The following is an 18,776-nucleotide window of genomic DNA, read 5'->3' as shown; positions in this document are numbered from 1 at the left end:
ATTTGTTTTTTCTCTTATCATACCATTTTATTTTGATTTATTCTTCACTTTGATCATTCTTGTTACGTTTGCTCGTTCATTTTCTTCCAGCCGCATTTTGATTCCATAAATGGCTTCTTCCAGCTCGGGAATCGTCAAATATTCTAGGGCATTGACGCGTCGGCGCGTCCGTTCGATTTCCCCTGCCATCAATTGACAGGTCTTTTCGATTTCCGTTAGCTCCAACAGCTTCGGCATGACGTCGGTAAAACGGGCGACCGCATTATCTAACGGATCATTGGAATTCAAAAAGCCGTACTCGATCGGCGCTTGCATCACCGTATCGTCGTAATCAAAATGCATCACCGGCACTTCCACACTCATGATATTTTTCGTGGATAACTCAAGGGAGACTTCAGTTGCTGGTAAAATAAACATTTCTTCAATGTATTTTTCATTGATCGTGGCATTGGCTAAGCGAAATGCCTTCATGGCACGCTGCAATTGTTCTTCGACTTCTTTACGCAAGCGGTCATTCTTTTTGATCAATTCAATAAATTGACGCATGAGTTCGTCTTGTTTGTCTTTTAATAATTTGTGTCCGCGTTTGGCTGTCGCCAATTGTTTGCTGAGGCGCGACAGCTCCATGCGGGTTGGATTAACGGTTTTTTGCGCCATTGTTCTCCTCTCCCGGTAAGTATTCCGCCAGTAGGGCATCGCTGATCCGCTTCAGCTCGACTTTTGGCAGCATCGCCAATAATTCCCACCCTAATTCCAAGGTTTCGATAATCGAACGGTTGGTGCGATACCCTTGGTTCAAGTATTCATTTTCGAAGCGTTCCGCAAATTTGGCATAGGTTTTATCTACTTCCGACAATGCCGATTCTCCTAAAACGACTGCCAATTCCTTGGCTTGCTTTCCTTGAGCATAGGCAGAAAACAACTGGTTCATCGTTGCGGCATGGTCTTTACGGGTTTTTCCTTCACCGGTCCCTTTATCTTTTAACCGTGACAATGACGGCAAGACATCGATGGGTGGCTGGATGCCGTTTTTATACAAATCACGAGACAAAATGATTTGTCCTTCGGTGATATAGCCGGTCAAATCGGGAATCGGATGGGTTTTGTCATCTTCTGGCATGGTCAAAATCGGCAGCTGGGTCACTGAACCTTTCAAGCCGCGAATCCGTCCCGCACGTTCATATAACGTGGATAGATTGGTATAAAGATACCCAGGATAACCCCGACGTCCTGGCACTTCACGACGAGCAGAGGAGATCTCCCGCAAAGCTTCACAGTAGTTGGTCATATCCGTCATGATCACCAAGACATGCATGCCCTTTTCATAAGCCAAGTATTCGGCTGCCGTCAGTGCCATTCGGGGAGTAGCGATCCGCTCGATCGCTGGGTCATTGGCTAGATTCATAAAGACGACAGAATGGTCGATGGCGCCAGTTTGACGAAAATCTTCCATGAAATATTCTGCTTCTTCAAAGGTGATCCCGATGCCAGCAAACACAACAGCGAAATCGTCTTCCGAGTTCAACACTTGAGCTTGACGCGCAATTTGCGAAGCCAATTCTTTATGAGGCAGACCAGAACCAGAAAAAATCGGCAGTTTTTGTCCCCGAACGAGCGTATTCAAGTGGTCGATCGATGAGATCCCCGTTTGAATAAACTCATCAGGATAATCCCGCGCTGCTGGATTGATCACTTCGCCGTTGATGTCCATAAATTTTTCTGGGACGATCTCTACTCCGCCATCTTTGACCCGACCTAAGCCGTCAAAGACTCGCCCGATCATTTGCTCGGAAACGCCTAATTCCAAAGGATGTCCTAAGAAACGCACCGCAGATTCCCGCAAATTGATCCCGCCGGTTCCTTCAAAAATTTGGACCAACGCTTTGTCTTCTTGGATCTCCAGTACTTGTCCTTGCCGCGTTTCGCCGTTTTGCATGCGGACTTCGATCAACTCTTCGTATTTGACACCGGAGACGCGATCGACGGCCATCAATGGTCCGACGACTTCTCCAATCGTTTTATATTCCTTGATCATCGGTGCGGTCTCCTTTCTGTAAAATTTCTTTCATCGTTGCTTTGATCTCTTGATGCAAAGCAGGAATTTTTGCTAATTCCGTTTCAGGCAAGTACTTCATACGTGCCACTTTGTCTCGCAATTCTTCGGTTCCTGCATAGATTTCTGAAAGATACGCACCTAGTGTCAACGCATCTTCCGCTTCTTTGTGGAGCAGCAAGATTGTTTCCAGCATTTTGAACTGCTTTTCACGAGAGGTAAACGTATCGACGTCGTCAAAAGCGTTTTGCTGCAAGAAATCTTCTCGCAATGATTTGGTGGTTTCCAGCAATAACTGATCTTTTTCGGACAAAGCGTCGATGCCGACAAGTCGAACGATCTCTGACAACTCAGATTCTTTTTGCAGCATCCGCATGGCTTCTGTTACTTGTTTGGACCAATCCACTTGCATTTGTTGGTCCAAAAAGGCACCCAATTCATTTTCGTATAAAGAATAGCTCTTCAACCAATCGATCGATGGAAAATGACGCTTTTGCGCTAAGGTGGCATCTAAGCCCCAAAAGACTTTAACGACCCGCAACGTATTTTGGGTAACTGGTTCTGAAATATCGCCGCCTGATGGTGAAACGGCGCTGATGGCAGTGATACTGCCTTCTTGATCAGAACCTAAGCAAATCGCTTTTCCAGAACGCTCATAATACTCTGCCAAGCGGCTGCCTAAGTAAGCTGGATACCCTTCATCCCCAGGCATTTCTTCCAGACGACCAGACATTTCTCGCAGTGCTTCTGCCCAACGTGAGGTGGAATCCGCCATGATCGCCACTGAATACCCCATGTCTCGGAAGTATTCCGCAATCGTGATCCCAGTATAAATCGACGCTTCCCGAGCGGCTACCGGCATATTGGAGGTGTTAGCAATCAACACGGTTCTCGCCATTAAAGATTCACCACTACGAGGGTCGATCAACTCTGGAAACTCGTTCATTACATCGGTCATTTCATTGCCGCGTTCGCCGCAGCCGACATAGACGACCAGATCGACATCCGCCCATTTGGCGATTTGGTGCTGAACGACAGTTTTCCCTGCACCAAAAGGTCCTGGAACGGCTGACGCCCCGCCTTTAGCGATTGGAAAGAAGGTGTCGATCACTCGCTGACCAGTAATCATTGGTTCGACTGGATTCAGTTTTTGCTTTACTGGACGGCTATGACGAACGGGCCATTTTTGCAGCATCGTGAAAGACCGTTCTCCTTTGGGTGTATCTAAAACATAAATCGTTTCATCGATGGTAAATTCCCCCGCATAAACAGCCTTGACTGTTCCTGAAACGCCATGAGGAACCATGATCTTGTGATTGATCAACGGTGTTTCTTGCACGGTGCCGATGACCATCCCCGTACTGACTACTTCGCCGACTTCGACTGTCGGTACAAAGGGCCACTTTTTCTCATGATCCAACGCAGGCAATTGCACCCCACGCGTCAAGAAGTTGCTTTGGGTGACAGACATGAAGGTTTCTAAGGGACGTTGGATGCCATCAAACATTTGTGACATGATCCCAGGCGCCAATTCGACGGATAGCGGTTCACCGGTGGTTTCGACTGGTTCACCAGGTCCGATCCCAGACGTTTCTTCATAGACTTGGATCGAAGCGACGTCCCCGCGCATTTCGATGATCTCACCGACCACGCCCAAATCTCCTACATAACAGATATCTTCTAAACTTGCATGGCCCATATTTTTGGCTAGCACCAATGGACCAGATACTTTAATAATTGTTCCTTTTTCCACAACATCGGCTCCTCTCTATAGTATGTTTTGTCCAACTGCTTTTTCGACATTTTCTTGAATCATTCGCTTGCCGATTCCTCGGGAACCATCATAATCAGGAATCAAGATGACTGCAGGTGTCATTTTTTGTTGGACTTTTGCTAATTCATCGGGAATCAGCTCGGCACATTTTTCAGTCAGGTAGATGATCGTACTGTTCTTCATTAATTTTGCCAACGCCTGCTTCACTTCTTTTTCTTCCGAGGCATAGCAGACCTGAAAGCCAAATAATTGAAAAGGAATGACAGATTCTTTCTCGCCGATTACGCCGATTTTATGAGTCATAGTGCCGCATCCTTTCTCTGAGTTGTTCTTCCGTAAAGCCACTGCGTTTGCCTACTAGCAAGATACGCAGATTTTGCAGTTCCAAAACCTTAGCATTCAAAAATGCGAGTAAAGGCAGTGGTCCTAAAGCATCTGTTTGGGCTTGGCCATAGCTTTCTGTGATCAAATTGTCTTGCAAAAGTGCCAAGCCAGCAAAGTCGATCACCTGTTCATGAATCAAAGGCCGCAACACTTCCTGATAATCACTTTCTAATAAGAAGGCTAAAAAGTCACTATAGAACGCATCCGCAAACGCTAAAAATTCTTCTTTCGGGATACTGCCGACACTCACTAAGACTGCCTCCATAAAACTACGCGATCGTTTTTGAAGTACACAACGAGCGGCAATCGTTATATTGGTCAGATCGATCATCTTGATGACAGCTTCTTGTAGCTCAGGGATCTTGATTTCATCTGCCAGTCGCCGTTGTTCATGTAAATACCGGCGATCGTAAATGATATCGATGCCTTGCAGCACGGCGCCGCCTTCTAAGTACTCCCGCACTTCTTGGATCGTAGTCACGATTTTCTCAGGCAATACCTCTGAGGTTCCCGTTTTGATGGCGGTCCGACACTCATCGATCGTGTAAAAACCATCTTCGATCAGTAGATGATCATAATCTTTTCCAGTGACTGACTCTTTGGTCAAGACTTTTAGATTATGGAAAGTAAAAGGCATCATATACAGTCGGAGGATCTCTTGATCAGGAACCAGCTCGGCCAATTCTTTGATCGTCTTTAACAATTCTTCATCGAGATAGGTTTCGAATCGTTCATGAAAATCTGGCTTCAAATAGCGTTGATAATGGGTCTGCTGCAAGACAGCTTCGACTTCAGCAAACCCTTGTGCCGCAATCATTTGTTCGACTTCTTGCGGCTTTAGCAACGTCATCTCTTTCAGCCGAATGATTGGATTCAATTGATGATAGTTCCTCATGGATCAACCTCCTTGTTGTATGATCTGCAACCACCGTTCCCGGGTTTCTTTCTTGTATTCATCAAGCAAAACCTGATAGGTAAAATTGTATTGAATGCCGTTGTCATCCACCAAAAAGCCTGCTTCTGTCAATGGTGCGCCTGCTTTGATTTGATACGGTAGTTTTGATTGACAAGACGTAAGCCAAGCGGCATCTAGATGGTCTGCTTGCTCAGGACCAGCGTGGAAGGTCACCGTCCCGCTGATCGGCAGCTGTTGCAGCACATTTTCAGCAAATGACTGCAGCTCTTCTGGCGTCCAGGCAACCATTTGTTGATATGCTTGCTCAAAAAGTTGTGTCAGGTATTCGTTTTGTTTCACCATTTGCTGCTGCTTAGCGGCACTTGCTTGGCGATTTTGCGCTTGCTGATAATTTTTTTCGGCTTGCTTTTTTGCTTGCTGGGCACGAAGCTGCAAGTCCGACTCTTTTTTCGCCCAGTCACGTGCCATCGTTTCACTGATCCTAGCACGTTCAGCGGCAGCCAAACGTTCCCGTTTTGTCTGCGCTTCTTGGTCTAGTTCAGCAATCATTTTGTCGATTGCATCCATACCTTCGCCCCCTTTAAATCGTTCCTAAAAGTAAGAAAGAAATAACAAAGCCTAAGATGGCATACATCTCAACCATTACTGAGAACATGACCCCTTTAAAGAAATGCTCTGGTTTCTTCGCTAAAATTTGAATCCCAGCTGCAGCGACCTTCCCTTGGGCCATTCCTGAGAATAAGCCAGTAAAGGCAACTGGCAGTGATGCCATCAAGTACGCCATACCAGTCACTGTCGACATTTCACCACTTAAGCTACCATAGATCATAAACGCAATAACGAATCCGTATAGTCCTTGCGTTCCGGGAAGCAATTGTAAAATCAAGGCTTGTCCAAACTTCTCCGGCTGATTCGTCGTTAAGGCTGCCGCTGCTTCACCAGTTTGGCCCACCCCTTTGGCTGAACCGATCCCAGAAAAGATCGTAGCGATCCCCATTCCGATAATTGCAAACACCATACCACCATTATTATTAATTAAGTAATCAATCATTTATTGTCTCCTCCATTTTCTTTATCAAAATCAACGTATTTCTCACTTGGCTTAAAGGTTTCAAATTGGCGCCCCCCACCAGTGAAAAATTTTCCGAAAAACTCTACATATTGTAAACGAGCGGCATGCACATACGCACTCAGTAACGATAAAAAGATGTTTAAAGCTTGTAGGACAACCAATAAGAGAATGCCTACAGAAAAACGAGCGGCTGGCGGCAAATAGCCCACCAATAAGTTGAAGGCTGCTGCGATACTCCCACCAGAGATCCCTAATGCCATCAAGCGGCTATAGCTGACAAAGTCGCCGATGTAACTGGTCACACCGTATAAGTCATACAAGCCTAAAAAGAAGCCGCCCACTTTGGTTTTCCCTTTCAGAATCGGTACCACGATGATCAATAAGGCACTAAAGCCTGCTAAAATCAAGCCGACGGTTGTTAGTGCTGGGACATCGATCAAAAGATTGCCTGCGGCTGCCACTAAAAGACCACTCAAAAGTCCTAGCCACGCAAAGCCTTCGTTGACTGCACCTAAAAGATCCTTTTTGCGGATATTTTCTTTGGCTGCTAAATAAAGGCCTGTAAACAGTTGGATGCCACCAAAAATCATGGATAGACCAAAGATCGCCATAAAATCTTCGGAGGGCGATAAAAGTTGGAAGGGCAATGTAGCACCAAAGAAGGAGCCGTAGATTGCGCCCCAAATCATAGTTGGCACAGACAAAATCTGGAACAATTTCAGAAACCGTTTGGTCCCTTTGGGCAAACGCAAGGCGTGTAGCCCAATCGTGGTCGCGACAGCCATTAATGCACCATAACCTAAGTCAGCCACCATCATACCAAAGAAAACATAGTAAAAAGGCGTCATCCATGGGGTTGGATCGATCTCATCGTATTTTGGCAAGCTGTACATTTCCGTCAACATTTCAAAGGGTTGAATAAACGAGGCGTTTTTTAGTTTCGTTGGCACTTGATTGGCAGCGATCTCCTCTGCAGTGGGTTCTTCAAATGAATAGTAAATCTCGTTGGCAAAGGATTCTTGGACCATTTCCGCCACTAACGTCTGATCCTTTTCTGCGATCCAGCCGCGCAAGAGGGCAAAGGTCTGACCAGCTGCTAAGCGCTGTTGCATCATTGCCCGATTCTCACGAGTCAAAAACAGTTCTTCCGCTTGCTGCAGCAGGATCAGCCGTTGTTTGTGCTGACTGATTTCTGTAATCAGTTCTTTGCGCTGCTGCGTCAAGGAGGTCAAGGCTTGTTTCGCATTTTGCAAAACCACTTTTGGTGATTCGGATGTCAAGCCAGTTTCTTTCTTCACCCCATATCGGTGAAACAATTGGAACACTTGCTCTTCGATCGCTGTTAAAAACAGGCAGCTGAAATTGACTTTTTTGGGTTCAGAATAGATCACTTCGATATGAACCTCTTCCAATTGACGCAAGGCTTCAGCTAGATCTTCCCAGCGTGGGCCTTCGACACTCCCAGCAAAAAAAGTTGTATGTGCAGGCGCTTCGATCTCCAAGGGTACGTCAAGATTTTGCCATTGTGTCGCCCATTCTTCCGACTGCGTCGCTGCTTCGATCGCTTCGATCGTCTCTACCCAGCGCTCCTGCAAATTCTCGACTTCAACCAGCTCCGTTAATGCTGCTGCTTCATCGAAGCTTGTTTCAAAGTCCGACAGCCGTAAGGCATCTCGTTGCCATTCCGTGCCTTTTTTCGCATCACCATTTTGACGAATAAAGCGGATCGCTTCTTGCAGTCGACGAATCATTGGTTGATGAGAAGCACCTTCTGGGGTGGCTCCTGCAAAAAATTCCCGCAGCCAAGTTTCGTTCGCTTCCTGCTCAAATACGTTCTCGATTTCAACAAACTGCATCGTTTGCAGCTTCGTCAATAACCTTTCTTGGTAGTGCTTCGGGGTGATCAACGTTAGTTTATTTAGTTTGGTTACTGCCATAAGTCCCGATCACTCCTTCAACGATCTGTTGAACCGCTTGTTCTTGGAAGCTTTGCATATTTTTTTGGTAACGATCTAACACTTGCTGGTTCTCTTTTGCCAGCTGCTGCTTTTGTGCTGCTAGTGACTGTTGCAACTGCTCTTCGATTGTTGCTTGTTCTTGAGCAAGCGCCTCTTCCAAAGCGGCTGATCGCTCTTGCAATGCTTGTTGCTGCTGCGCTTCTTCCGACTGCAATTCTTTTTTCAAAGCGCGCAATTGCTGTTCATTGGCTTCTTCTGCTTCTCGTAAACGAGTCAAAGCTTCTCTCATCGATTCCCCTCCTATAATGATTTGTATTCTCAACTGAAAAATAAACAAAAAAAGCATACCTCACGAAGAAGTATGCTGATATGAAAAAAGGCCAGCATTCCTCCAAGAATGTTTGCCTCACCCCTTGGCAAACCTGATCCTTGAAGCATAAAAAATGCTCAACCTTTGTCTATTTTATTTTTCAATTCCTAGACTATTATAGCAAAAAACGGCGTTCTATTCAAGTAAAATCATCTTTTGTGAGAAAAAAGTGTTTTTCACCTATTACTGATCCACTTGCTACCTGCCCAACTTTCCACCTAACATTTGCCAGGGATCGGATTGTTCTTACTAAATTGAAATCGGTCAAAATCAATTTAAGACTTAGAATGGTATGAATGAAGAACGTTGAGATTTTTTGAAAATGCTAGACATCATTTGATTGGTACCCAAAAGGAGATAACAGTTCCAACAACCCATTCGATCCCTGACAAATCTTAAGTGAGAAGTTCGCTTATTTCGCTTCTCTTTTTATCGGTGGCAGCGGTTGGCCCTTTTCTTCACAAATGAAATAACCGCCTCGATAAAGGCATGTGTAAATTTTACCTGGTTCCATTGTTAAAGGAAGCCCATTTTTTAAATACATCGGTTTTCTTTCCATTGTGCTCACCTTGTCTTTCGTGGGAAAATCAGTCAAAATAAAAAACAACAGCTATTTCTAATCTTATCTTCAAGATTACCAAAAAATAAATCAATTTTCTAGTTTTTTAATCAAAATATCGAAACTCTATCGATTATTTTATATAAAGATGGAGATTTAACGAAGTGTGTGTGTAAAGAATGAACAGGAGGAAAAAAGGATGTCAGATGAACGTTGGTTTCAAATTAGAAGAAAGCGAAACATCGAATTGGTTCTTTGTTTGCTTGTCGTCCTGCCGATGGTCTATGGATTATGGTTTCAGCTCGCTTTTTTGATCCACTACATGTCGTTTTTGTTTCTGGTAGCTGTCTTCACTGCAATCTACGAAGGAATTCGTTGGATCTGGGCTTTCATTAGAAAAAAACGAGCGTGAAAAAGCTTGGCTCTGCTATAATAAATGAAACGAGCTGAGAGGAGTGCTTCTATGAAACGAATCATTATGGCTTGTGACTTACAACATGCCCCCAAAGCTTTACAAGAATCCGCCCTTTCTTTTGAGCCTTTTCTCCCGAATTCTCGAAGTGTCGCAGAGCTTTTTTATTCCGCCTATCATGAAACGACAGATGACGAAGGGGAATCGCTTGCTGACTGGCAAAGAGAGCTGAGAGAGACCGCTGACGGAAAATACGGTCCCTTGATTCCAGAGCTTTCTTTTCAGTTACAAAAGGATGATCATCCTATCGGTGCCGTAGTAACCAGCACGTTTCAAGAGCTTCCCCTGCTATTATTTGTTGTTATGGGCGCAGCCTTTAAAGGCAACGGCTTATCCAAGTTGCTGATGAAGGAAGTGATCCAACGAGCAAAAGCCATGGGGCTCACTCACCTTTACTTGGTAGTGACGGTTGAAAACCAGCCAGCCTACAAGCTGTATGAATCATGCGGTTTTTCTTTTGCGGGTGAAAGCTGGGCAGATCTTTCCCCTTAGCTAAGCTTGCAAGTTATCTAAGTCATTTTCTACTATTTGAAAAGGAGCTTCCAACCAATGAATGAACGAGTAGCTGCTGCGATCCAACTGCGGACTGAAAAAAAACTGCAACAATCAAATGAACAATTGATTCAATTAGCTGCCGAAAATCCCCAAGATGCCTTTGTGCAGTACCAAACGGCTTGGAGCTATGATCTTTTAGGGGAAGAGCAACAGGCAATTCCTTACTATGAACAAGCAATCGCGTTAGGGTTATCAGAAAAAGACTTGCCAGATGCCTACCTAGGTCTAGGCAGCACCTATCGTGCCCTCGGCAATTATCAAAAAGCCGAAGACGTGTTTTTACAAGCGATGAAGCAGTATCCAAAAAATCATGCTTTGCAAACTTTCTATGCCATGACACTGTTTAATCTCGGCGAGTATGAGCAAGCCACTAAACGATTATTGACCCTGCTTGCCGAAACCTCTAACGATCCAGACATCCAGTCTTACCGACAGGCACTTTTGTTTTATGCGGATAAACTCAATGAGACATGGGCATAAATTTCCCCTATGAAGCAGCTCCTCCGCTCCCTTTTCTCGTAAAAGGGAGTCTTTCTTTTGGATATCTCGCGATCATCCTTTGCTACCACCGACTGTCCTTTGAACCTTTTCCTCCAAGCAACGCTACCCATCATTATCGAATTTTTCGATAAAAAACCAGTTGACGGCTCTCAATAAATCTGTTAGTTTATCTATGTTTTTTTAATAACAGATTGGAGGAATGACTATGCCCTTTATTGTCTATTTTTTCCTATCCTTATTGATCATTTATATTCCGACACCAACCCTTTTGCTGTTTTTTCAAAAACTCGCCTCGCAGCATGACAATCTGACGGCTTTCAGCAAACTTTTTCTATTATTGATGATCTTGCTGGATTATTACTTAAGCTATTATTGGTTAAAAAACTGCAAAGTCAAAAAAGCGCACTACCTTTATTTAGTCTTTGTCAATGTCTTCGAATGGCTGATCCACTTCTATCTTTATTCACGATTTGAAACGATCAATCTACTAGTCATTTTGTTGTTCCAGACTGTGCTTTTGTGCTGCATGGTTTTCTTCCCTCTGTCGGAGAAGTTCCGCTCATTCCTTTTTACCTAAAAAAGAGCATCTTTGGTTTCCACATATGAAAAATTCCAGCTTCTCAATCATTTCTTTCTAAGAACCAATTTACACGATAGCTCACCTTTGTTACGATTGATAAAAAGGATGTGTTGTGATGTCATTGATCGTCTTGATTGGCGCACAAGCCGCAGGGAAAATGACTGTGGGCAAAGAACTGGAAAAACGATTGGATGCAAAGCTTTTATTCAATCACCAGACCATTGATCTTTTTGCGAACTTTCTTGGCTATAGTCCCGCAGCATTCGCTTTGTCTAATCAAACACGGATCGAACTCTTCAAAGCCTTTGTTCAAAATGAAGCCAATAATACGACAAAATCAATCATTTTTACGTTCTTGATTGATTTCGATCAAGCGGGAGATTTAGCTTTTTTACAAGAGATCGCCCAACTATTTACCGATGCCCAGCAAAAGGTCTATTTTATCGAACTAGTGGCTGATATTGAGGAACGCTTAAAGCGCAATTGCCATGAGGACCGTTTAGCCGCAAAGCCGTCAAAAAGAGCGCTGGATTTTTCTAGAAACGAGCTTTTGTCTTCGTTTGAAAACTATCGCTTAGAAAGCCTGCCACAGGAATTAACTACCCTTTTTCCAACGATTCCTTCGCTGAAAATCAACAATACCCACTTATCACCTGATGAAGTGAGTCAAACAATTATTGCCCATTTTTCCTTGACTTAAGTCTAAAAGAAACGCCATTTTCAAGCTTTGCTTCAATACGAAATTGTCTATTGACTTTGACGCTGCGTCAAGCGGTATCCTCTAATTAAGAGGAGGTGTCAAAATGAAAGTATATGTTATGCCAATGTTTTATCAATTGAAGACAAAAGATATTGAACAATCATCAAAATGGTTTGCAGAAATCTTGGGTTTCCAGTCATTGTATCAGTTTCGCAATCAAGAAAATCAAGTGACGATGGATCATCTGCGTCTTGCTGACTACCAAGATTTGATGCTGATTGCCGCAGACTCGTTCACTGTTGGCGATGGGGCAATTTTGAATGTAGCGATGATTGATCTTAAGAATATCGCTCAAAAAATTCCCGAAAAGTGGGTCGTGGAACCTTTGATGGAAAAGCCGTGGAATGCCCTTGAAATGACCATCAAAGACCCCAACGGTTATTTGTTTACCCTAACAGAGGCGATAAGAAAAAACGAATCAGACTTTCAAACCTTGATGGACCAAACCAAGGATTACTTACAATAAAAAGGAACCGAGTAAGAAGGATGGCTTTCTTACTCGGTTCCTTTTTATAAAACTTGATTCTGGCAACAATGACAAAAACGAACGCTCCCTAAATTTTACTAGGAAGCCTTTTCCCCATCATATATACCAATATACCTTTTTAGTATATTTTTAAATATTAAAGATAATTATTAACACACTCAACTCAGAACATGCTACACTATTTAAAAAGGAGGAGTTCCTATGGAAAAGAAATCGCAGCTTCCGTGGTACAAGCGCAAAAAGTTCTACCTTCCAGTTGCCGTCGTCCTCGGCGTGATTGGGGTTCTTCCCAGTCTCGTCTCTCTTTTCGGGGTCTCGATCGATGATGAATTCAATCCTGATTACTATTCTGATCCGAATGAACCAATGTTCAAGAAAAAACAAAACTGACTGTTGGGATGCCGTATGCAGGTTTTTTGACCAACAAAAAAAGAGCAATCACTCGCTGTTGTGTTTGCTCCTTTTTTAAAAGGGATTCGGCAGACCTACGCACCTTGACAGGGTAAGCTGTTTGGGGAGAGGGCGTTTGAATGCGCGAATGAACAGTAACTTATTACGTGAAACCACTTATACTTTTTTCCTGTTAAAAAATCAATTGCTAACCAATCACAAAGGATCGATTATTTGAAGAAAGAAAAAACGTTAGCCATTAGTTCTACAACTTCCCAGGGAAAACTAAAAAAATCAAACATCCATTTCTCCTCCTTTAATTGACTTTCTTCAAGTTTACCCGCAAAATAAAGCTGTAACATATTTGGACTATTTTTCCGTCCACTTTTTTTAGGAGGGATTTTTTGAAGGCCAATGACTTGTTAAAAGAGTTACGAACGGAACGAAATATCTCACAGCGAAAATTGGTTGAGAACATTTCAGAACGCAGTACACTGGCAACCTTTGAACAAAAAGGGCACCGCATCGCCTTTGATATTTTGCACCAATATTTGGACCGCTTAAATGTCACTTTGGAGGAATTTGAGTATCGCTTGGATGACAATCAAGTCAGCGAGAAAAAGCAGCTATCCAAACAGTTGACCACCGCTTACTATGAAAGCAAGTATTCTGAAGTCCTCTCTTTGATTAACAAAGCCCAAGCGCTGTATAAAACCACGAAGGATTTCTTCTATTATGTCCTGTATAGTCAATTCTTTTTGATTTTAGAGAAAAAAGGCGTGGTTACCGACGAGGAAGAACGGTGCATCATCGAAGCGACCATCAAGAAATACTTGGAACGCATCGACACGTGGGGAAAATTTGAAATCTCCTTATTTACCAATCTGCTCTTCCTCTTTTCTGACGAGTACATCTTGTATCAAATGAAACACCTGAATAAAAAAATTTTTTACAGCAATGCGTTAAGTATCAATTATCAAATCTACACAAAATTGCTGACGAATGCGGCTTTCTTGTTTATCGATCGCAAAAAACCTGCCGAGTTGGCGCATGTGCTGACGTATCTAGCCGATCACCTGCCGCCGGACAATGATCGTATCCGCTTGATGATTCGTTATTTCGAAGGCATCTACGCCTTGTTTCAAGGAGATCGTACGCTGGGAATGGCCACGATTGAAAAAGCACTGGATTATCTGCGTTTTATTGGGCAAGAAGCCTTTGCCAAAGAATTAGAGGCACTGGCTCAGAGTATCTAAAAAAACCTGCTGCTTCCTCTCAGTAAGAGAACGACTCTCTTACACGGAGGAAACAGCAGGTTTATTTTTTTCTTAAAGTAAATGCAATGCTTCTTTCCAGAGCAAGACCCGTTTGACGGAAGCATTCAAATCAGCTTCTAAATAGCGGCCATCTTCAACCGCTTGTACCACAAAAGGAATCTGTTCTTGATAGGTAGAGGAGATCACTAGATCATTTCCCGCCTGCAACGCCTGTAATGCGGCTTCTTTTTGCGGAATGAACTCAGAAAGTCCTGCCATATCCAAGTCATCCGTCATGATGACCCCTTTAAAATGCAATTCATTTCGCAGCAGCTCATGCACGGGTTTTGAAATAGAGGCGGGTACGGTCTTATCGATACTATTGACGATCGTATGGGCGACCAAAATACTATCGGCACCAGCTTTGATCCCTGCGGCAAAAGGCAGAAAATCCGTTTCCCGCAGTGCAGATAGCGGGCGATCATCGGTGACGATTTCGACATGCGAGTCACGATTGTTGCCATAGCCAGGAAAATGCTTCAAGGTAGACCCAACGTGGTGTTTCTGTAAAACATGAACCACACGTTCTACAAACGCACTCGTGCCCTGCGCATCCATGCCAATGGTTCGGTCGTAGATAAAGGACTGCGGATCAGTGGAAACATCGGCAACGGGAAACAGCCCAGCATTGATGCCGTAAGCTTTTAAAATTTCCGCTTTCTTTGCTGTATCTTCTTCGATCGCTGACCATCCACCTTGGGCATACAGCTGTTGTGGTGAGAGAAAACGCTGATCCGTAAGGTTCGGATTGCGGCTGATGCGAGTCACTGTGCCCCCTTCTTCATCCATACCGATCAACAGCGGAATGGCGCTGGCTGCTTGGTAATCTGAAATTTTCTGTTTCAAGCTCTCCGCCGTCTCATTTTCGGTATCACGGCCGAATAACAGATAGCCACCAAAGTGATACTTTTGAAGCTCTTCGATTTGATTGCTTTCTGGCACACGCACAAAAAACAATTGCCCGACCTTTTCCTCCAAACTCATCGTGGCGATTTTTTCTGCTATTGCCTCTTCTGGCTGTTCTTGCGTGGAAGTTGAAACAGAAGTTGACGTGGAAACTGAGGTGGTTTCCTGACTTTCCCTGCTTTCTTCCTGTGTTTCGTCCCTCAAGCTGCTTTGCTGGATCATGGCTGGCTCTTCGGTTTGCTGTTTTTGCTGTTCTATCATCCACTTCATCCCTCCCATTGCTGCTAAGACCAAGAAAAGAAACAGTCCCATAGCGAGTCCTTTTTTATTCATAGGTTCCCCTTCCCCTCTAAACAAGTTATTGAGAATGATTAAGCCAATCCTTAGAAAGAAAAAAGTGAACCACTGACGAAATATTCGCAGATGATTCACTTCAATGGATGTTATCGTTCTTTTTTACTCGTTAAACGAACCGTCGGATCAGCCGTTTGTATGGTACCGCACGCCCTACGATGTAAATCAACGCAGTTTGTATCGGGAACATGATGACTGCTTTTAGCAAGCGGACCGACCAGATCGCCCAGCTTGTCAAAGGAATATTCAGCATCATAGCTAACCAGATCGGTGTTAAGATCAAGGTTATTAAAAGTGTATTTAACAAGACGACCATCGCCGCTCGTTTTAATGTGACTTCTTTCCGATAAAAGAAGTAGCCATAAATCAGTCCACCAACGAAGGCATTGATGGTAAAGCCGAAAAAGTAGGCTGATTTTGGAAAAATCACCATTCCTGCGATATCGGCTAATGAGGAGCCAACTGCTGTCCAAAACGGACCAAACAGCATACCCATGATCAGCTGTGGTACAAAGGAAAATGTGATTTTGATATAGGAGGTTTCAAACCCCAAGATTTGCGACAAGACCACCATTAAGGCAATCAAAAGTCCCATGACCGCAATCATGTGTGCATCGACTTTTCTTTTCATAGCGAGCATCTCCTTTTAGAGTTGCTACAAATTCATGCAGCGAATGCGAAAATAAAACCGCGAACGAATGATCGTTCTTCGTCCGAAAGGCAACATCCCATCCTTTCAGCACTTAACGCTTTATTTCCTACTCTGATTTTTTTTAGGTATTGCTACCCAGACACACTATAGCATACAAGCGCGGACTGCTACAATTTTTCTTGCTTATTTTCTTGTACAAAATCTGCCAATGTTCGCTTTTCTTTTTTGTGCATCAAAAAAACGCTTTTCTCATGTGAATCTTTCTACCACCAGTAGGTGAGCAGGAAACATTCTCAAAAAAAAGCGTTCATTCCTGTTTCTTGTTTCCTTTCAAGCCTTATGACAATTTACCCAATCAGATTGTCATTGATCAATACCGATTTGATGTCGCGTAATTGATGATCGATAGCAAGCTGCTCATGGGTCATTGTTGCGGTAACCTCTTTTATGGCATGCATTTCTTCATTCAATTCGTTGATATTCGTTACTAATTTGTTCAATGCTTCAATAATCAATTGATTGTTATCCATGGTGAAACACTCCTTTTTGTAATGGTTGAGGTTAGTCTTCTTCGTTGATTGGCTGCTTCATCGTACCAACGGCGGCAACTGCGCGTTTCGTTTTATAAAACAATTTGTATAAAACAAGAACGACGACTGGGATCAGTCCGCATAAGATGTAGATTTGCGAATAATCAAACAGACCGTGTAAGCTTCCTAGTGCATAGGGACCTACGCCTAAGCCGAGATCCAGCCCGATGAAATAAGTGGAGAGCGCTACGCCGACTCGGTGAGGATCGACTTCTTTCAGACAGACAGCTTGGCCATTGGACATGAAGGTGCCATAGCCCAAGCCGACAAAGCAACCCGCAAGCAACAACATCCAGCTATTGCCAGTAATACTCAATAAGAAAAGACCCAGGGTCAAGAAAAGAAAGCTAGGATACATGACCGCATCTGCGCCATGGCGGTCAAACAGTTTGCCCGTCATTGGCCGTGTGAAGGTCACAGAAAGTGCATAGACGATGAAGAAAAAGGCACCGGCCGTTTCCAACCCAAGGTCACTGGCGTAGATCGACAAGAAGCCGAGAACGCTGGAATAAGCCAACCCGATCAAAAAGGCAATCCCAGAAATGAAAAAAACTTTTGGTTCGACAAAACTTTTGACGGACCATTTTTGCAGCTGTGCTTTGTGTTCTTCCGTCAATGGGATGTTTTTGACTGGGAACCAGAAACAAGCGATGGCTGTTGCGATCGATAAAATAGTTGCTAACCAAATAATGAAATCAAAGCCGACTGTCGGTAGTAAAAGCATACCAATAAAAGGTCCGACCGCCGCTGCTAAACTAGTACTTAATCCATAGTAATTGATCCCTTCGCCATGTTTGGAAGCTGGGATATAAGCGGTGACGATCGCATTAGCCGCAGTCGAGACGGCACCATAAGCAAAGCCATTGAAAAAGCGCACTGCATCTAAAATATAAATGTTGACTGAGACCAAATAAGCAGCGGTGGTAATGACATAAAACACTATCCCCCAGCGCAAAACGGCTTTACGACCAACTAATTCTAAAATTTTCCCAACATACAAGCGAGCGATCAAGGTCCCGATAATGTAGATCCCCGCTGCCAAGCCAGCTTGTGCAGTGGATGCCCCTAACTCCTGCGTGGCAAATTTCGCGGTGATGACGACAAAACAATAATACACGAGAAAGACGATAAAATTGATCAAGGTAATCGTGATAAACCCTTTGTTCCATAGTTTTTCATTTTTAGTTGACGGCAACGAGCTGACGACTCCTTCTTGATTGGTTTCCCTATCTGACATGTTTCTTCCATTCCTCCTGTTTGTGCTGTGATGCGTTTTACTATACCGAAACTTCCTCTGCTTGAAATGCGCTTTTGCTGTTAAAAAAGAGCATTAACAAGAAACATTAACATTTGTTATTGCTTTTTCACCAGAAATGTCTTTTAATGAAGCATGAATAGAGGAAATTTCAGATTTTTTTCAGAAAATGTTGGGTTGGCATGAAGTGAAGGAGTAACGTGGGTGGAGAAACAGATATTACGTGATTATTTAGAAAAACAAGCAATACCGGTCGTTATCCGTAAGAAAAAGAGTTACTTGACATATGAAGGCATCCCGGATCGGTACGTCTATATTTTAAAAAAAGGCATCATCAAAACTAGCGTAGTGACCCATGAAGGGCGCGAATTCAACTTGCGCTATTTGACGGATTTTGAGATCGTCTCTTTGTTTAAAGACGAATCCTCTCAAGAAGTCGAAGCCCCTTTTAATGTGCGGGTTGAATCAGAAGAAGCCGAATTATACAAAATCGTGCGGGATCAATTTTGGGCAGATGTCAATCGTGATCGCCTGCTGCAGGATTATGTCAAAGAGTATTATCGACGAAACTTGATGGATACGATGAAAAAGATGCAGCAAATGCTGATGAACGGCAAATTTGGTGCTGTCTGTACCCAAATCAATGAGCTGTATGAAACGTTCGGAATCAAGACAACAGATGGTGTCTTGATTGACTTTGAAGTCACCAATGAGGAGATCGCTCGCTTTTGCGGCATTACCTCTGCCAGCAGTGTCAATCGAATGATGCAAAAATTACGAGAATCTGGCGCCCTAAAAAGTGTCGATCGCAAACTATTAGTGACAGATATCGACTTTATTCGGGAGAATATTATTTATTGATTTTAGTGTGA

Annotated in this window: 22 protein-coding genes, 1 riboswitch and 1 other annotated feature; of the genes, 9 read left to right on the top strand and 13 right to left on the bottom strand. The window is 43.5% G+C overall.

The annotated features are described in order from the left end of the window. Nucleotides 1-27: 27 nt before the first annotated feature. The 9 genes from IGI73_RS05105 to IGI73_RS05065 are packed head-to-tail and all read right to left on the bottom strand — an operon-like array spanning nucleotide 28 to nucleotide 8,446. Nucleotides 28-657, bottom strand: coding sequence for a V-type ATP synthase subunit D (locus IGI73_RS05105; protein ID WP_428206446.1), 630 nt, complete (start codon nucleotides 655-657; stop codon nucleotides 28-30). After that, on the bottom strand, nucleotides 638-2,035 hold the full coding sequence (locus IGI73_RS05100) for a V-type ATP synthase subunit B (protein ID WP_010747828.1): 1,398 nt from the start codon (nucleotides 2,033-2,035) through the stop codon (nucleotides 638-640). Before IGI73_RS05100 ends, IGI73_RS05105 begins: the two co-directional genes overlap by 20 nt. Beyond that, on the bottom strand, nucleotides 2,019-3,806 hold the full coding sequence (locus IGI73_RS05095) for a V-type ATP synthase subunit A (protein WP_086292067.1): 1,788 nt from the start codon (nucleotides 3,804-3,806) through the stop codon (nucleotides 2,019-2,021). Before IGI73_RS05095 ends, IGI73_RS05100 begins: the two co-directional genes overlap by 17 nt. 15 nt (nucleotides 3,807-3,821) lie before the next feature. Further along, the gene (locus tag IGI73_RS05090) at nucleotides 3,822-4,130 is read right to left on the bottom strand and encodes a V-type ATP synthase subunit F (protein ID WP_005225570.1); all 309 of its coding nucleotides are present in this window, start codon (nucleotides 4,128-4,130) and stop codon (nucleotides 3,822-3,824) included. Continuing rightward, nucleotides 4,120-5,106 carry a V-type ATPase subunit gene (locus tag IGI73_RS05085; protein ID WP_438759124.1) on the bottom strand — a complete coding sequence of 329 codons (987 nt, stop codon included), beginning with the start codon at nucleotides 5,104-5,106 and terminating at the stop codon, nucleotides 4,120-4,122. The genes IGI73_RS05090 and IGI73_RS05085 overlap by 11 nt, the downstream gene beginning before the upstream one ends. 3 nt (nucleotides 5,107-5,109) lie before the next feature. Continuing rightward, on the bottom strand, nucleotides 5,110-5,694 hold the full coding sequence (locus IGI73_RS05080; protein WP_016608181.1) for a hypothetical protein: 585 nt from the start codon (nucleotides 5,692-5,694) through the stop codon (nucleotides 5,110-5,112). A gap of 13 nt (nucleotides 5,695-5,707) precedes the next feature. Further along, nucleotides 5,708-6,178, bottom strand: coding sequence for a V-type ATP synthase subunit K (locus tag IGI73_RS05075; RefSeq protein ID WP_005225567.1), 471 nt, complete (start codon nucleotides 6,176-6,178; stop codon nucleotides 5,708-5,710). Next, nucleotides 6,175-8,136, bottom strand: coding sequence for a V-type ATP synthase subunit I (locus tag IGI73_RS05070; protein ID WP_428206447.1), 1,962 nt, complete (start codon nucleotides 8,134-8,136; stop codon nucleotides 6,175-6,177). The genes IGI73_RS05075 and IGI73_RS05070 overlap by 4 nt, the downstream gene beginning before the upstream one ends. Beyond that, nucleotides 8,114-8,446, bottom strand: a complete 333-nt coding sequence (locus tag IGI73_RS05065; RefSeq protein ID WP_015509344.1) for a hypothetical protein — start codon at nucleotides 8,444-8,446, stop codon at nucleotides 8,114-8,116. Before IGI73_RS05065 ends, IGI73_RS05070 begins: the two co-directional genes overlap by 23 nt. Before the next feature lie 110 nt (nucleotides 8,447-8,556). After that, nucleotides 8,557-8,610, bottom strand: a sequence feature (sodium ion sensor (DUF1646 type); this cis-regulatory element may regulate processes involved in with the transportation of sodium ions). 675 nt (nucleotides 8,611-9,285) lie between these two features. On the opposite strand from IGI73_RS05065, the gene IGI73_RS05060 reads away from it, so the two are divergent. The 8 genes from IGI73_RS05060 to IGI73_RS05025 all read left to right on the top strand — a co-directional run bounded on the left by IGI73_RS05060 (nucleotide 9,286) and on the right by IGI73_RS05025 (nucleotide 14,087). Then, nucleotides 9,286-9,498 (top strand): hypothetical protein, encoded by a 213-nt coding sequence (locus tag IGI73_RS05060; RefSeq protein ID WP_005225563.1) that lies wholly within the window; start codon nucleotides 9,286-9,288, stop codon nucleotides 9,496-9,498. A 24-nt stretch (nucleotides 9,499-9,522) separates the two neighbouring features. After that, nucleotides 9,523-10,050: an N-acetyltransferase family protein gene (locus tag IGI73_RS05055; RefSeq protein WP_428206448.1), complete on the top strand. Its 528-nt coding sequence runs from the start codon at nucleotides 9,523-9,525 to the stop codon at nucleotides 10,048-10,050. Between the two features lie 57 nt (nucleotides 10,051-10,107). Further along, nucleotides 10,108-10,593 carry a tetratricopeptide repeat protein gene (locus IGI73_RS05050; RefSeq protein ID WP_428206449.1) on the top strand — a complete coding sequence of 162 codons (486 nt, stop codon included), beginning with the start codon at nucleotides 10,108-10,110 and terminating at the stop codon, nucleotides 10,591-10,593. Nucleotides 10,594-10,819: 226 nt separating this feature from the next. Then, nucleotides 10,820-11,191, top strand: a complete 372-nt coding sequence (locus tag IGI73_RS05045; protein WP_015509341.1) for a hypothetical protein — start codon at nucleotides 10,820-10,822, stop codon at nucleotides 11,189-11,191. A 118-nt stretch (nucleotides 11,192-11,309) separates the two neighbouring features. After that, complete coding sequence (locus IGI73_RS05040; protein WP_428206451.1) at nucleotides 11,310-11,894, top strand: hypothetical protein; 585 nt, start codon at nucleotides 11,310-11,312, stop codon at nucleotides 11,892-11,894. Between the two features lie 103 nt (nucleotides 11,895-11,997). Then, the gene (locus IGI73_RS05035) at nucleotides 11,998-12,420 is read left to right on the top strand and encodes a VOC family protein (RefSeq protein WP_428206452.1); all 423 of its coding nucleotides are present in this window, start codon (nucleotides 11,998-12,000) and stop codon (nucleotides 12,418-12,420) included. 222 nt (nucleotides 12,421-12,642) lie between these two features. Next, nucleotides 12,643-12,831, top strand: coding sequence for a hypothetical protein (locus IGI73_RS05030; RefSeq protein ID WP_005225554.1), 189 nt, complete (start codon nucleotides 12,643-12,645; stop codon nucleotides 12,829-12,831). Nucleotides 12,832-13,235: 404 nt separating this feature from the next. Then, nucleotides 13,236-14,087 (top strand): Rgg/GadR/MutR family transcriptional regulator, encoded by an 852-nt coding sequence (locus tag IGI73_RS05025; protein ID WP_074535038.1) that lies wholly within the window; start codon nucleotides 13,236-13,238, stop codon nucleotides 14,085-14,087. A gap of 72 nt (nucleotides 14,088-14,159) precedes the next feature. Here the strand turns inward: IGI73_RS05025 and IGI73_RS05020 are convergent, their stop codons facing one another. The 4 genes from IGI73_RS05020 to IGI73_RS05005 all read right to left on the bottom strand — a co-directional run bounded on the left by IGI73_RS05020 (nucleotide 14,160) and on the right by IGI73_RS05005 (nucleotide 17,886). Next, nucleotides 14,160-15,386 (bottom strand): glycoside hydrolase family 3 protein, encoded by a 1,227-nt coding sequence (locus tag IGI73_RS05020; protein ID WP_128489560.1) that lies wholly within the window; start codon nucleotides 15,384-15,386, stop codon nucleotides 14,160-14,162. Nucleotides 15,387-15,516: 130 nt separating this feature from the next. Further along, the gene (locus IGI73_RS05015) at nucleotides 15,517-16,047 is read right to left on the bottom strand and encodes a folate family ECF transporter S component (protein WP_005225551.1); all 531 of its coding nucleotides are present in this window, start codon (nucleotides 16,045-16,047) and stop codon (nucleotides 15,517-15,519) included. A gap of 26 nt (nucleotides 16,048-16,073) precedes the next feature. Next, nucleotides 16,074-16,175: riboswitch (THF riboswitch) on the bottom strand. Between the two features lie 231 nt (nucleotides 16,176-16,406). Further along, nucleotides 16,407-16,589: a hypothetical protein gene (locus IGI73_RS05010; RefSeq protein ID WP_369907782.1), complete on the bottom strand. Its 183-nt coding sequence runs from the start codon at nucleotides 16,587-16,589 to the stop codon at nucleotides 16,407-16,409. 31 nt (nucleotides 16,590-16,620) lie between these two features. Beyond that, nucleotides 16,621-17,886, bottom strand: a complete 1,266-nt coding sequence (locus IGI73_RS05005) for an MFS transporter (RefSeq protein WP_087627177.1) — start codon at nucleotides 17,884-17,886, stop codon at nucleotides 16,621-16,623. Nucleotides 17,887-18,108: 222 nt separating this feature from the next. Between IGI73_RS05005 and IGI73_RS05000 the strand changes: the two genes are divergently transcribed. Then, nucleotides 18,109-18,765 carry a Crp/Fnr family transcriptional regulator gene (locus IGI73_RS05000; RefSeq protein ID WP_015509334.1) on the top strand — a complete coding sequence of 219 codons (657 nt, stop codon included), beginning with the start codon at nucleotides 18,109-18,111 and terminating at the stop codon, nucleotides 18,763-18,765. Nucleotides 18,766-18,776 lie beyond the last annotated feature (11 nt).

The sequence above is a fragment of the Enterococcus sp. DIV0755f genome (genome assembly GCF_051713725.1).
In the GTDB taxonomy this organism is placed as follows: Bacteria; Bacillota; Bacilli; order Lactobacillales; family Enterococcaceae; genus Enterococcus_D; species Enterococcus_D casseliflavus.
Note: the sequence above shows the minus strand (reverse complement) of the source record. Positions and strands in the feature narration are given on the sequence as shown.